General features: G+C 33.2%; 15 protein-coding genes. 4 read left to right on the forward strand and 11 right to left on the reverse strand.

Translation table 11 applies throughout. The features are described 5' to 3' along the window. On the forward strand, positions 1–392 hold a 392-nt coding region (locus KA900_RS11475; RefSeq protein WP_210139645.1), incomplete at its 5' end, for a sulfite exporter TauE/SafE family protein. A 191-nt stretch (positions 393–583) separates the two neighbouring features. On the opposite strand, the gene KA900_RS11480 is transcribed toward KA900_RS11475, so the two are convergent. Genes KA900_RS11480 through KA900_RS11490 form a run of 3 tightly spaced genes read right to left on the reverse strand, consistent with a single transcriptional unit; the run spans position 584 to position 2899 of the window. Next, complete coding sequence (locus KA900_RS11480) at positions 584–1144, reverse strand: HD-GYP domain-containing protein (protein WP_103372714.1); 561 nt, start codon at positions 1142–1144, stop codon at positions 584–586. Further along, entirely contained in the window at positions 1134–2000 is an 867-nt protein-coding gene (locus KA900_RS11485; protein WP_207572875.1) for a Sir2 family NAD-dependent protein deacetylase, read from the reverse strand. The genes KA900_RS11480 and KA900_RS11485 overlap by 11 nt, the downstream gene beginning before the upstream one ends. A gap of 20 nt (positions 2001–2020) precedes the next feature. Next, a complete protein-coding gene (locus tag KA900_RS11490; protein ID WP_096808106.1) occupies positions 2021–2899 on the reverse strand; it encodes an SIR2 family NAD-dependent protein deacylase in 879 nt (292 codons plus the stop codon). A 111-nt stretch (positions 2900–3010) separates the two neighbouring features. Between KA900_RS11490 and KA900_RS11495 the strand changes: the two genes are divergently transcribed. Then, positions 3011–3340 (forward strand): winged helix-turn-helix transcriptional regulator, encoded by a 330-nt coding sequence (locus KA900_RS11495; protein ID WP_115341785.1) that lies wholly within the window; start codon positions 3011–3013, stop codon positions 3338–3340. A 66-nt stretch (positions 3341–3406) separates the two neighbouring features. Here KA900_RS11495 and KA900_RS11500 read toward each other — a convergent pair whose 3' ends face one another. Beyond that, the gene (locus KA900_RS11500) at positions 3407–3871 is read right to left on the reverse strand and encodes an Lrp/AsnC family transcriptional regulator (RefSeq protein ID WP_210139646.1); all 465 of its coding nucleotides are present in this window, start codon (positions 3869–3871) and stop codon (positions 3407–3409) included. 123 nt (positions 3872–3994) lie between these two features. On the opposite strand from KA900_RS11500, the gene KA900_RS11505 reads away from it, so the two are divergent. Beyond that, positions 3995–4546, forward strand: a complete 552-nt coding sequence (locus KA900_RS11505) for a cysteine hydrolase family protein (protein ID WP_096808103.1) — start codon at positions 3995–3997, stop codon at positions 4544–4546. Positions 4547–4917: 371 nt separating this feature from the next. Here KA900_RS11505 and KA900_RS11510 read toward each other — a convergent pair whose 3' ends face one another. Continuing rightward, the gene (locus KA900_RS11510) at positions 4918–6294 is read right to left on the reverse strand and encodes a cryptochrome/photolyase family protein (protein ID WP_210139647.1); all 1377 of its coding nucleotides are present in this window, start codon (positions 6292–6294) and stop codon (positions 4918–4920) included. Positions 6295–6485: 191 nt separating this feature from the next. Between KA900_RS11510 and KA900_RS11515 the strand changes: the two genes are divergently transcribed. Continuing rightward, on the forward strand, positions 6486–6911 hold the full coding sequence (locus KA900_RS11515; protein WP_096808101.1) for a pyridoxamine 5'-phosphate oxidase family protein: 426 nt from the start codon (positions 6486–6488) through the stop codon (positions 6909–6911). Positions 6912–6972: 61 nt separating this feature from the next. Here the strand turns inward: KA900_RS11515 and KA900_RS11520 are convergent, their stop codons facing one another. The 6 genes from KA900_RS11520 to KA900_RS11545 form a co-directional block, all read right to left on the reverse strand. After that, on the reverse strand, positions 6973–8478 hold the full coding sequence (locus KA900_RS11520) for a phytoene desaturase family protein (RefSeq protein ID WP_210139648.1): 1506 nt from the start codon (positions 8476–8478) through the stop codon (positions 6973–6975). Continuing rightward, positions 8475–9350, reverse strand: coding sequence for a phytoene/squalene synthase family protein (locus KA900_RS11525; RefSeq protein WP_096808099.1), 876 nt, complete (start codon positions 9348–9350; stop codon positions 8475–8477). The genes KA900_RS11520 and KA900_RS11525 overlap by 4 nt, the downstream gene beginning before the upstream one ends. A gap of 56 nt (positions 9351–9406) precedes the next feature. Continuing rightward, the gene (locus KA900_RS11530; RefSeq protein WP_232514201.1) at positions 9407–10447 is read right to left on the reverse strand and encodes a glycosyltransferase family 2 protein; all 1041 of its coding nucleotides are present in this window, start codon (positions 10445–10447) and stop codon (positions 9407–9409) included. 66 nt (positions 10448–10513) lie between these two features. Further along, entirely contained in the window at positions 10514–12004 is a 1491-nt protein-coding gene (locus tag KA900_RS11535) for a phytoene desaturase family protein (protein ID WP_207606764.1), read from the reverse strand. Continuing rightward, the gene (locus KA900_RS11540; protein ID WP_103372705.1) at positions 12005–12478 is read right to left on the reverse strand and encodes a glycosyl-4,4'-diaponeurosporenoate acyltransferase CrtO family protein; all 474 of its coding nucleotides are present in this window, start codon (positions 12476–12478) and stop codon (positions 12005–12007) included. A gap of 4 nt (positions 12479–12482) precedes the next feature. After that, positions 12483–12983 carry a TspO/MBR family protein gene (locus tag KA900_RS11545; RefSeq protein WP_210139649.1) on the reverse strand — a complete coding sequence of 167 codons (501 nt, stop codon included), beginning with the start codon at positions 12981–12983 and terminating at the stop codon, positions 12483–12485. Between the last annotated feature and the right edge of the window lie 20 nt (positions 12984–13003).

Raw genomic sequence — 13003 nt, forward strand, 5'->3', positions numbered from 1 at the left:
CCACAAATTGGGGTCAGTTCACGTCTACTGCTTCACCTTCTTTTAGTTATTGGTATATACCTTTAGGGTTTTTGATGGGCGTTATATCTAATTACCTAGGAATCGGTGGTGGTTGGCTATTAGTACCTGTTCTCATATATGTTTTTAAAATGCATCCAAAAGAAACCACCTCAACATCTGTATTTTCATTACTTATATATACAACTGTAGGCGCTATAACACAAATTTCGATTGGTAATTTAAACTGGATGATCGTGATTATTGGGGGGATAGGCATTGCTATTGGTGCTAAAATCGGTCTGAAAATTGCCGAATTTATACCAGAAAGACGCATCATGCAACTGCTCTCAGCTGTTCTTATTATTATGGGTATTCGTATGTTTTTCATGTGATTTTTTAAATAAAGTTAAAAAAATACAACTAACTAAAAAATGATGGTTTCTACTGTATGTCAGTAAAAATCATCATTTTATTATATTTATATCTCATAGCAGCTCACTCATCTATTTTTTGACGATATTAATGAACATAGGAAGTCAACTGCGTTTTAGCTTACTATTAAACATCCTTATAACATAACTAACTATACATCATTTAAATATTGTGCAAGTTCAATAAGATCCAAACTTTGTTCATTTCTTAAAAAGTTTACATTTAAAGCACCGCTTCCTAACCTATAACGATCTAAGGCATCAGCATCTTTAAATATTTTGTATAGGTACAATGCTTTTTCCGGATCCTGTAGTTCCGATTTGAAGGAGGCTTGCGCTTCATTATCATCTTGATCATGATAAGCCATAATATAAGCAACTGTGTCATTGTATAGCAAGCCATGTTTTAGACAAGATGTTTTATAATATTTAGCCGCTCTCAAACCATGCCCTTTGTCCAGACCTTCGTCTAATCTTCTTGTATCATGAAACACTGAACACGTTGCAAGTTGCTCACACTGATCACTATCCAACTGCAATCGGTCAGCTAATATCAAATTATAAAACATAACTCTAGCGCTATGCTGTTGTGTATGCCAAATGCTATCAGTTAGCCAAAAATCCACAGATTGCATCATAAATCTTTCCCATTTTTTAAAGATATCACAACTACGTTGGCTTAAATACGTTTGTAAGGGTAAATTAATATTCATTTGTACACCCCTTACCTTGACGTTTGAAAGTCACTAACTCACTTAAATTGTGTGCTATATCCCCAGGTACAGATAACGATTTATCTTGAATTGCTAGTGGTATAAATATTTCTTGTGCTAAATTAAAAGTAATGTACACTACATTGTCCCTTTGTTGAATCCATTGCATTATTGGCGCTTTGATTAATTGATTCCGACTGCCTATGCCTAACTCTAGTACTACAATTTTCTCTTCCTTAGTCGTATGAATAAAATGTTCAAACGCTTGGGCTTGCAACTTCCAATCTTCTTGTTTGATAAAATAATGATTTGTCTCTATATGCATTGCCATTGGCCCGTGACATCGAGGGCATTTTGGTAGTATATTTAAAAGCGTTTGATCATCAAGATTATTATTTATCTTTAATAACAATTCACTTATATCGTATAATTTGTTATGACATGCGCGCGCACATTGTGCCGTCTTACAGTTACCTTCAATTTCAAAAATTTTTGAATTCTCAAAGCCTGAATATTCAAAGTGATTATCTATATTTGAAGTAATTACAAAATAATTTTTATCACTAATTAATTCATATAAATGTTTCATAACTTCACTTAATTGATAATCTGCTAAAAAATACTGATATAGTTTACTATAAAATTTCCAGTAAATAAGCTCACTCGGATAAGGGTAAAATAATCCCTCTACAATATTATGAATTAGATACTCCTGTTTGAATGATGAAAAATAATCATTAAAATTTTTATCGTCAGCAAAAATATGAAACCCCTCTGCTATCGACAAACCATTACTTGCGCTTATAAGTACTTTATCTGCAGATTCCAAATGTTGAGTAATATTTTCTGTAATCATATATGCTCCTTTAAAGTTAACTATAAATTAACGCTGTTTTCTAACGTTTGTCGATACTTTACACTATCTCCAAGCACTTGTTGAATATCTTCATGAATAGCCTGCCCTTTATTCTCCAATTTTTCCGGTAGAATAGCATCTTTAGGATTGATGGTAATATAATAAGCATTAGGCCACATATAAGTTAAATTCCAAAATGGTTCTTTTATAAACATTGGTGTCATTGGCCCCACACCCAACTCTAAAAACAATACACGTTTATGTTTTACCATTAACAAATACTCATTTAATTTTTCTAATTCATTTTTATATTTTGTACCTTCTAAAAAGACAAATGATCTTACCCATAATTCCATATTTCCTCCACAAGAAGGGCATATTGGAATATCATCAGAAGGTATTTGAGCGTCTATTATTTTAGTGCATAAGTTATGTGCTTCTTCTGAAAAATCATAAACTTGATCATGACAGCGTTGCGCACATTGGATATGTGTCCAATCACCTTGTATGGCGCTCACCTTCGTTTCAGGAAATACATGGTAAAATTGACGATCTTGATTGGTAGTCAAAATATAGTAATCCTTATTCTGAATTAATTCAAATAAATTTTCATATGGTTTGGCCATCGGAGCTTGTGAAACAAAATTAACTAACCTTGCTAGATAAGCCCATCTTTCCTCCAACGTTTGAAAACGATAATAAAACCCACCAAAAATACTATCTATACCATATTTAATAGCAAAATCTCCGAAATGTTCTCGAAAAGCAGCATTGTCTTCATACCAATTATAACCACCTGCAGCAGACATTCCTGATGCACCGCCGACAACAATAGCATCAGCTTGTTCTATTTTTTCAACTAATGTTTTTATATGCTGTTGGTATCTTTCAGAATACATAATTTTTCCTCCTTATACTTTACCGATTAGCAATTATAGTCTAAACTTTGGGTATCAACTCAACAAGTATGCACTTTTTATATATATACTATCTTAAAAGGAAGTGTAACCATGGAAAACACTTATCACCATAGTCATTTGAACGATACGTATTTTGATTACACGCTGTCGATTATCAATGGAAAATGGAAGCTAACCATTATTTACTATTTATCTACGTATGAAGTGGTACGTTTCAATCAACTCAAACGCTATTTAGGTAAAATCACATACAAAACGCTTAGTGACTCTTTAAAAGAATTAGAGCAAGATGGACTCGTAAACAGAAAAGCTTTCCCTCAAATCCCGCCTAAAGTGGAATATAGTCTAACTGAAAAAGGTAAATCCTTATGGCCAATTATTGAAAATATGTGTAGTTGGGGCGAACAAAACAAATACTAAATATTATGATTTAATTTTGCATATACAAATGGACGCTAACACTGTAAATAATTGTTAGCGTCCATACTATTTTTCCAAATGATTTAAATAATATTGCTCATTAAATTGTTCATCTTTTTTGAGTTGGTTAACTGATAAATACAAGGAGTAATTTCCATACTCTAACAATTTTTGTAATAACGCATTCAACTTTTCATTCGAAGATACTTTAAACTTCAAATGATAACAACCATCGCCTGAAATGCTATGTGCTTCAATGATATCATTACAAGTCGTTACAAAATCAATAAAATGACCATGTTGCGTGGTCTTCATATATATTATTAAGAAACCTACCATTCCATTTTTGAGGCTTTCTTCGCTAATGTTTATAGTGTATGATTTTATAATACCTTCATCTTCCATTTTACGAATACGGTTACCTACTGCTTGACCTGTCATGTATATCTGTTCTCCTATATCTTTCCATTGAGTACGTGAATGGTTGGCTAGTATTTTCAATATTTGTATATCAGTACTATCTATTTTCATTATTGAATCTCCTTTCATCAAGCAAGTTTTATCACCTAATTCATTTCATAACCTTATCGATAACATCTTGTTTTTAATATATCATTATAACTGTACATTAAATTCAGTAAAGGACGGATAAACATGAATACAGCTTTAATTATTGTAGATATTCAAAATGATTATTTCCCAGGTGGTAAATACCCATTAAGTAATCCTGAAAATGCAGCAGAAAATGCTAAAAAATTATTAATGTGGTTTAGAGAAAATCTTAGTGAAAATATTTACCATGTTCAACATATTGCACCTGATGAATCATTAGGATTTTTCGCTCCTGATACGGAAGGTGCAGAAATTCGAGAAGTTGTACAACCACAAGACAATGAAACGCTGATCGTTAAACAATTCCCTAACAGCTTCGTTAATACGGGACTACATGATAAATTGCAAGCTCAAAATATAGAACATGTTGTAATTGTTGGTATGATGACGCATATGTGTATTGATGCTACCGCTAGAGCTGCAGCTGATTTAGGTTATAAAGTATCAGTCGTTGAAGATGCATGCGCTTCACGCGAATTAACTTATAACGAGCATGTCGTTAAAGCAGAAGATGCCCACTATGCATTTATCAGTGCGCTAGACTTATTATATGCTGATATTTATACGACAGAAAATTTTATTCAACAACAATAATGTCAGCTTACAGATCCATTCAAAGCGAAAATATATAAACTAAAATTTTACTATTTAATATCTGTTTTTATCATTTTCTTTATTAAAACGATATTATATCGATGTTACAGTACAAAGATATTAGCATTATATACGACTATATCTATAAAAGCGTATCTGCATTTATTATTATGCTGATACGCTTTTCCATTATTTACAGTTAAATACGATTCTACTTTTAACGCTTCAAATTTAACCATGTTTTTAAAAACGACACATTTACCACCATACGGTCAGTATCCGGTTAGACAACCCGAACACTGACCCGTTAGCATATAGTGCCTTTCACTATATGCTTTATCTACATCTCAATATTAAACTACAAAAGATACTTATTTAAATTGTTTGAATTTATCCATAACATAATCTCTACTATGTTTATGGTTTACGATAGCTTCTGGGTAATCTTTACCAATTTCAACATTATAATTTTCTTTCAACTTGTCTTTGTGCTTTGTTGGATTATGAATATATTGACTAGGCACTTCATTCAATATTTCTAACTGTGTTTTAATAAAATATCCTTGCGCATCGAAGCGTTCGCTTTGACGTATCGGATTAAACATTCTGAAATATGGTGCTGCATCTGTTCCTGTTGAAGCAGACCACTGCCAACCATGTACATTGGATGCATTATCATAATCAATAAGGTACTTTCTAAAGTAATCTTCACCCCAAGTCCAATCTATAAATAAATTTTTCGTTAAGAATTGAGAGACAACCATCCTTAATCGATTGTACATATATCCAGTACAATTTAATTTTTTCATTGCAGCATCAACGATAGGGTAACCTGTTTGTCCTTGTTGCCACGCCTTAAAATGCGATTGGTTATAGGACCACTGCATATTGCGGTACTTTTCGGAAAAAGATTGAGTTGCAGTTTCAGGGTATTGCGTCATTAATATATAATAAAATTCACGGAACATCACTTCTCTGATAAAAGATTCATAGCTGCTTTCATCACTATCATAACCTTCAAGTAAGTCATTTATAATGGCGTGAATATCGAGCAAGCCATATGCTAAATATTTTCCTAACCCACTGACAAAATCTTGTGATACATCATCTGCCAATTGCTTATAATAGGATATATCTTCATCTAAAAACCGATGCCATGCTTTACGTGCTGATTTTTCCATATCTTCATTATTATCTAATCGCAACTCGCTTTGATTGAAACCTTTTTCTGCATTTTGGCTTAACTGCTTATATTGATAACTTTTAGCAGGTGTATGTATGACATTTTTGCGGTTCGCTTTGTAAAAACGAGTAAAAACTTTATAAGGTTGCTGTTGCTTGTTTAATGTCATTAAAGGCGTAAAATAATGATTCACACGTTGCCCAATCACTTTGATTTGATGTTTTTCAAAGACTGTTTTTATATGGGGATAGTCGTATGTTTCTTTGTGATAACTCATAATATCTTTAGCGATTAACACATGAGATAAATCTAAATCATCGACTAAAGATGCTAACTTTTTGTATGTAATAACATAGGGATAAATGTCACGCTTTTGTAAAGCAGTTATAAAACCTTTGACTACTTTATAATAATCATTACGTTTTACCTCTGCTGCATCAGATAAATCCTCTAGAGGTAAAATAAAGTATAATTTGTCTAGTTCATTTTGATGCTCTGCTACAAAATCAAATAATGGGTTATCTTTCATTCTAAAAACGCGATTAAGTATAACACCTAGCTGCATGGTCACATCTCCTCATTTTATAAATATATTTTTGAACACTTTGCAAAACATGCTCATTCATATTAAATTGCTGGAATATAGGGTTAACACCCGTTATTGTCTCTCAATAAATATCGCAATATCACAAATGTTTTACCTCATGCTTGCACATTACAGATATAGGGTATGTATTATATAGAGGTGATTGTAATATGAATAAAGAAGCAGTACAAAAAGAAATTGAAAATATTTTAAACCATTCTAATGTTGGCGTGTTATCCACGGCTCATAATAATATGCCAAATAGTAGATACATGATTTTTTATAATGAAGGTCACACACTATACACTAAAACAAGTATTGATTCTAACAAAGTGGCTGAATTTAAAGACAACCCCAAAGCGCATGTTTTAATAGGTTATGACGAAACAAAAAACCGTAGCTTTCTTGAAATAGAAGCAGATGTCGAAATTCTAAAAGATAAAGAAACGATTGATTGGATTTGGCAAAAACAAGATAAGACATTTTTCGACTCTAAAGAAGATCCTAATTTGTGCGTACTAAAAGTAACACCAAAAGCGATTAAAATAATGAACGATAATGCGTTAGATACCCCTCAAACAATTACGTTTAATTAATTTAAAATAACACGGGCGCTTAAATTTACTTCAAAATAAAAGTAAATTAAGCGCTTGTTTTTTAAATACCGTTATTGATATCCTCTAGCATTGCATCCACTGTAATTTTAGCGCTCGTCAAGACGATAGGAACACCTGCGCCCGGATGCACACTTGCCCCAGCAAAATATAAATTTTTGTAATCTCTACTTACATTAGGTGGTCTATAGTAATTACTTTGTGCTAATGTAGGCATTAAACCAAAGGCAGCCCCAAATTTCGCATTATAATCGCCTTCAAAATCTTTAGGCGTATAAATCATTTCAGTGACCACGTGTGCTTTTAAGTTTTCCAATGCTTTAATGGTAGAAAGTTTATTATAAATAATATCTTTCACATATGCGATTATTGTCTCATCAGACCAATTTGCATCACTTGTTTTCAATTCTGGGACAGGCATAAGTACATAAACACCTGTCTGACCTTCTGGTGCTAATGACTTATCCTCCACGCTTGGCGCATATACATATATGGAAGGGTCAGCTGGTATTTCCCCGGAAAAGATTTCATTTATATTATTATCAAAATCCTTAGAAAATATAACATTATGTAACAAAATTTCTTCAGATAGATCTTTATCAACACCGATATACATTAAAAAGGCGGAACAAGAATAGTCCATGCTGTCAATTTTTTGTGTTGTGTATTTTGTAGGTTGATGTTTTTCTTTAATCAAATTGGTTGCAGCATATGGAAAGTCGGCAGTACATAGTATTTTGTCATATTTCTTGATCTCTCCATTTACTTTTAGACCTTCCACACGCTTAAAACGTGTATCAATGATAATTTCTTCAACACTCGCTTCTGTATGGATTCGAGTACTTAACTCCTCATTCAATGTTTGAAGTGCTTTGACGAAGCGATACATACCACCCTTAATAAAATGTACACCAAACATTAGCTCAATCATTGGGATAATAGAATATAAGGAAGGGCTCCGTTTAGGATCAATACCTATATACAATGTCTGGAATGCTAAGATTTTTTGTATTTTTTCATTATCAACATACTTTTCAATCAAGTTATCTGCTTTATCAAATGTTTTTAATTTCATTCCTTGATATAAAGTAAAAGGATTGTAAAAATCTGTAGGTTTTCTAAATGTTCGTTCTAAAAAGTGTTTCCGTGCAATTTCATACCTTTCGTATATGTCTGTTAAAAATGACATAAAGCCATGTGTTGAGCCAGGTTCAATTGCTTCGAGCATATCCCTTAATTGTGCAAGATCTGTAGGCACACGGATTTGGTCAGATTCGCTAAAATACACGTCATATATATGAGATAATTGTTTAATTTCCAAGTAGTCGTTCATATTTCTATGTGCATAATTAAAAACATCACGATAAATTTCAGGCATCATTACAATGGTTGGTCCCATATCAAACGTAAATCCGTCTTTCTTAATTTGGTTCATTCTGCCGCCTATCTGTTTATTTTTCTCATATATATCTACTTGGTGTCCGTTTGCTGCTAACCTTGAAGCTGCAGCTAAACCCGAAACACCGCCGCCTATAACTGCAATCTTCATATTGTTTCACTCCTATTGTATTTTGCAATAATATCTCTATAAATTTTTAGTTTTTTCACTTTACTTACATATACCTTTTTGTGTAACGTATAGCCTGACTTTCTCACTTCTTCAAGAATTTCAAGGTAGGCATAAGCCGCTAATTCAATAATGTAACGAACATCTTCATCAAAATGTACAACACCATTTAATGCTATGTTATACAGTTGCATTGCTTCATGGGCGTAACTTTCCCATAAGTCTATATAATTTTGTGTGATGCCCTCACTGTAGATAGCTTGAACATCGACCTTATATTGAGCTAATTTAGTTTCACTGAGATAAATTCTACCATTCTGGAAATCTTCGCCCACATCTCTTAAAATATTAGTTATTTGTAGTGCTTTACCTAAAGCAATAGCAGCGGCTTCAGCTTGTTTAGGGTTTGCTTCTCTTTGTGATGCTAAAATAGGTGTTAGACATTCACCAACAGTACCAGCCACGCCATAACAATAATGATATAAATCAGTATCTGTGCGCATCATTGTTAAATCAGAGTCTTCTTTTACATATTGAATCAAGGTCCGTAATGGTTTTTGCGGGATTGCGTAAGTATCCAAAGTGTCATTAAATGCGTTCATAATCGCCCCATCACTTTGATAACTTTGAGCATGATGACTATAAATACTTTCTAAATCATGCGCTATATCACCTAATCGTTCAAGGTCTTTATACTTATCTATACTGTCATCAATCATTCGACACACTGCATAAATGGCCCATATCGCTTTTTTTCTTTTAAGTTCTAAAAAATCAAAGGCATAAGAAAATGTCTTTGAATGTATCTTCATAATATTGTGACAGTGTTTATAATCTCTCTCTAATTGATTCACTTGTTGTCCTCCTCGAAAATACGTCGGCATCCCTTTCCGTTAATATAAAAATTAATCTATAAATCTATTTTTCGGCCTTTCCAGTGTATGCGTTTGAAAATGTTGATATCTAACCACGATTTAAAAAATATTCCTACAAAACATACCAAAAGCAATGGATGACAAATACTCGCAATAAAATTAAAATTGCCAGTTCTTCGAATAAATATGTGGAATTGCCACGCATACATAAGATATATAATGATAGCTAACATTATATATATGAAACCTAACTTGGTAGCAAATAAGATAGTCAGAGTAGATATAATGGATCCAAATAACCATAAAAATACTAAAGCAAGTGTAGATTTTTGGGTCGCTTTGGAACCAAGGGCAAAATGTTTACTCCAACCTTCTAATAGTGTTACGAACCCTTGCGGATACATTCTAAAATTAACTGCCCCTTGTCCTTCAAACAAATCAACAGGTAAATTAAAATCATGATATGCGTTACTTAAGGCAAAACCTTCGATCACTTTATCTTTTGCATTTAAATGACCACGTGTCAGTTTATAATCTTGCTTATTAGTTAAAATTAATGGCCCGAACGCACTTTGCTTATTATTCAAAGTCTCCGTTATTGAAAATTTGTTCATTCCTACAATAGTCATCAAATTAAATATTGCAGAACCATTCTCATATATTTGTTTTATCTTATGGAAAGGTTGGATAGAAAGTAATCCTTTATCTCCTTGTAGATGATATTGGTTTACTATGCGCCATATGCTCGTTTCGCTTGTAAATTGAATATCAGCATCCACAAACATCAATAAATCATTTGTTGCATATCGGCTTCCTTCCCAACAAGCATGTGATTTACCTTTCCACGTCTTATCATTGTTAACCATATATACTTTTGCGCCGTAATGTACTGCAATGGCTTGCGTATTATCTGTCGAACCATCATCCATGACGATAACTTCTATACGCTCGTTCTTAGGTATACTGTTAAACAATTTAGGCAAATTTGCCGCTTCATTTCTCGCAGGAACAATAACACTGACGGCTGTCTTATTTTCCTTTATTTTACTAGTAATCGTAGCGCGATACATGTACATACACTTTCCGCTTAATATGGAAGCTAAAGTGAATACTATCGCTATGATATAAGATATCATCTGTTATCAACTACTTTCTTCAGCGATAATAGCTTCTGCAACTTGCATACCGCTTAGCGTAACCATCGGCATTCCCGCTCCAGGATTTACAGAACCACCTACAAAATACAAATTTTTGAAGTATTGGCTTTTTTTCGGAAACTTAAACCCTTTATTCTTTTTCTTATTCGATACTACACCATAAATGGCACCTTTATTAGAACTATAAGTGTTTTCTATATCATGCGGCGTCCACACATCTTCATAGACGATATGTTGTCTTAAATTTTTCAAGCCCATAGACTCTAATTTATCAAGTATACGCTCACGAAATTGGAGATATGCCTGTTCACTCAATGGCTGCGCTTGAATATAAGGTATATGTGGTAAAATTTTTATATTTTCATACCCTGTAGAGGCCTGTGAGTCATCTGTTTTATTGGTATTGACTACATAAATTGTCGGATCTTGAGGCAAAACATATTGGTGAAAGACTTCATCAAAATTATTTTTCGAATGGTTAGAAAAGAAAAAGTTGTGATGTCGGAGTTCTGGATAACTTTTGTCTACACCTAGATGCATCACATAACCTGAACTCGCGGGTTCAAACTTACGTTCTAACTTATTTATTTTATTTTCATCAAAATTCAATAAATTTTTATAGACAGGAATCACTTCCATATTAGATATAATGTAATCTGCATAGATGTTTTTGTTATTTGCTAAGGTTATTCCAGTAACTTTATTTTCGCTATTATAATTTATACGTTTTACATATGCATCAAAATGTATAACCACGCCTAATTCTCGTGCTAGTTGCTCCATCGCACCAGCTAATTTATGAATGCCCCCATCTACATACCATAATCCTTCAGCATGTTGCATTTGAGGCAGTAAACTCAACACAGCCGGAGCGTCATAAGATGATGAACCTACATACTTGATAAAGTACCCTAACATTTTTCTTAAATAAGGATTATCTACTCTTTTATCAATAGCTTGTTGCATGGTATGAAAGTAATCAAATTTTTTCAATGCAGTCAATGGCCCATGATAACGAATTATTTCAGAAATCGTGTCTAAACCTTTATCAAAATAACTCTTTTCAGCCGTTTCATGAATCTGTTTCGCATAGTTAAAAAACACAGTAAGCTGCTGTATATCCTTATCTGTGACTGTCTTATTATTTATCAATGTATCTTGCATAGATTCATATAAATCTATCATTTCCCCATCAGGATAGACGTTTCTTATCTGCAAATCTAATTTACGAATGTTCACATAATCTGCTAGCCTTTTACCACATTGCTGGAATAAACGTTGAAATATTTTAGGCATAGTTAAAATAGAAGGGCCAAGATCAAAACCAAAATCTTCCGTCTCTAATCTATTCACTTTTCCACCAATGTGATTATTTTGCTCATATAAATCCACATGATAGCCTGCTTGAGCCATTCGAATTGCACTAGCGATGCCGCCTAGCCCGCCTCCAATAACAATGACTTGCTTATTTACCATTTAATCTCCCTTTCTTTTTAACTTTCTCAAATAAACACGTTCCAATTTAGGGCGATTATAGCGCTGCACTATGATGCAAGGTACATTAGCTATAACGACATATACTAGATTTATCATTTTTACGCTGCTTGATGACTTTGCAAATACAATAACAGGCACTATAGACAGCAAGTGGACAAACTCCGCACGTCTCGTTTCTAATATAAATTGGCGTACTTCGTCCGCATGACTCGATTTATCAAAGTTTGATTTACTGATAATAGTCGAATTTATACGTTGGCCATCCGGCAAATGATTTTTCCAATATTGGACTTTAACGACTTTTTGCCACAATTGGCCTTCTTGTTCAATTGGCCAACTTTTAAAATATATATGCCCGTTTTCTAAACATTTACGGCTTATATATGTGCCAAGTTGAGCAATAATCATTTGAATAACAAACCAGTATAGCGCATTATATATTATCTTTTTCATCAATTTAGTGCTCAGTTTTTCCTGTATAGTTTGGGTTCTCTTTATTTAAAAACCAGTTACCTGCTGTTAAATACGTCGCAAATGCGCTCCAAAGCACGTATGGCACAAGCAATATGCCAGCAACTTTCTTCACATTGAAAAATTTTACAGTTGTAGTTACTACTGCACCAAGCAATACAACACTCTCTACTAATGCACTAAAGCGCAACTTATATTTAAAGTACAAGATAGACCATAAGTAATTAAGTCCTAATTGCGTATAGTAAATGCCTTTTAAAGTCTTACGCTCTGATTGATTAGTCACTAGTACATAAGCGACACCCATCGTTGTATAAAGTATTGGCCACACGATAGGAAAGACATAGCCGGGTGGTGAAAAAGGCGGTTTGACATTTTTTTTATAGTCTTTATGTGCATTTTTCACTGCAAATTTGCCCATGAACTTACCACCGAAAATCGGCGTTATAACTTTAGTGGTTGATTTGATAATATCGATTGCTGTCATTGTTCATCCCTCTTTTTTTT

Origin of the sequence: Staphylococcus sp. GDY8P120P, assembly GCF_017892065.1 — a bacterium.
Lineage (GTDB): Bacteria > Bacillota > Bacilli > Staphylococcales > Staphylococcaceae > Staphylococcus > Staphylococcus nepalensis.

Excerpts from the sequence above, each read along its gene's own strand:
- KA900_RS11480 (WP_103372714.1), bottom strand. The coding sequence starts at position 1,144 with ATGAATATTAATTTACCCTTACAAACGTATTTAAGCCAACGTAGTTGT.
- KA900_RS11485 (WP_207572875.1), bottom strand. The coding sequence starts at position 2,000 with ATGATTACAGAAAATATTACTCAACATTTGGAATCTGCAGATAAAGTA.
- KA900_RS11490 (WP_096808106.1), bottom strand. The coding sequence starts at position 2,899 with ATGTATTCTGAAAGATACCAACAGCATATAAAAACATTAGTTGAAAAA.
- KA900_RS11495 (WP_115341785.1), top strand. The coding sequence starts at position 3,011 with ATGGAAAACACTTATCACCATAGTCATTTGAACGATACGTATTTTGAT.
- KA900_RS11500 (WP_210139646.1), bottom strand. The coding sequence starts at position 3,871 with ATGAAAATAGATAGTACTGATATACAAATATTGAAAATACTAGCCAAC.
- KA900_RS11505 (WP_096808103.1), top strand. The coding sequence starts at position 3,995 with ATGAATACAGCTTTAATTATTGTAGATATTCAAAATGATTATTTCCCA.
- KA900_RS11510 (WP_210139647.1), bottom strand. The coding sequence starts at position 6,294 with ATGCAGCTAGGTGTTATACTTAATCGCGTTTTTAGAATGAAAGATAAC.
- KA900_RS11515 (WP_096808101.1), top strand. The coding sequence starts at position 6,486 with ATGAATAAAGAAGCAGTACAAAAAGAAATTGAAAATATTTTAAACCAT.
- KA900_RS11520 (WP_210139648.1), bottom strand. The coding sequence starts at position 8,478 with ATGAAGATTGCAGTTATAGGCGGCGGTGTTTCGGGTTTAGCTGCAGCT.
- KA900_RS11530 (WP_232514201.1), bottom strand. The coding sequence starts at position 10,447 with ATGTACATGTATCGCGCTACGATTACTAGTAAAATAAAGGAAAATAAG.
- KA900_RS11535 (WP_207606764.1), bottom strand. The coding sequence starts at position 12,004 with ATGGTAAATAAGCAAGTCATTGTTATTGGAGGCGGGCTAGGCGGCATC.
- KA900_RS11540 (WP_103372705.1), bottom strand. The coding sequence starts at position 12,478 with ATGAAAAAGATAATATATAATGCGCTATACTGGTTTGTTATTCAAATG.
- KA900_RS11545 (WP_210139649.1), bottom strand. The coding sequence starts at position 12,983 with ATGACAGCAATCGATATTATCAAATCAACCACTAAAGTTATAACGCCG.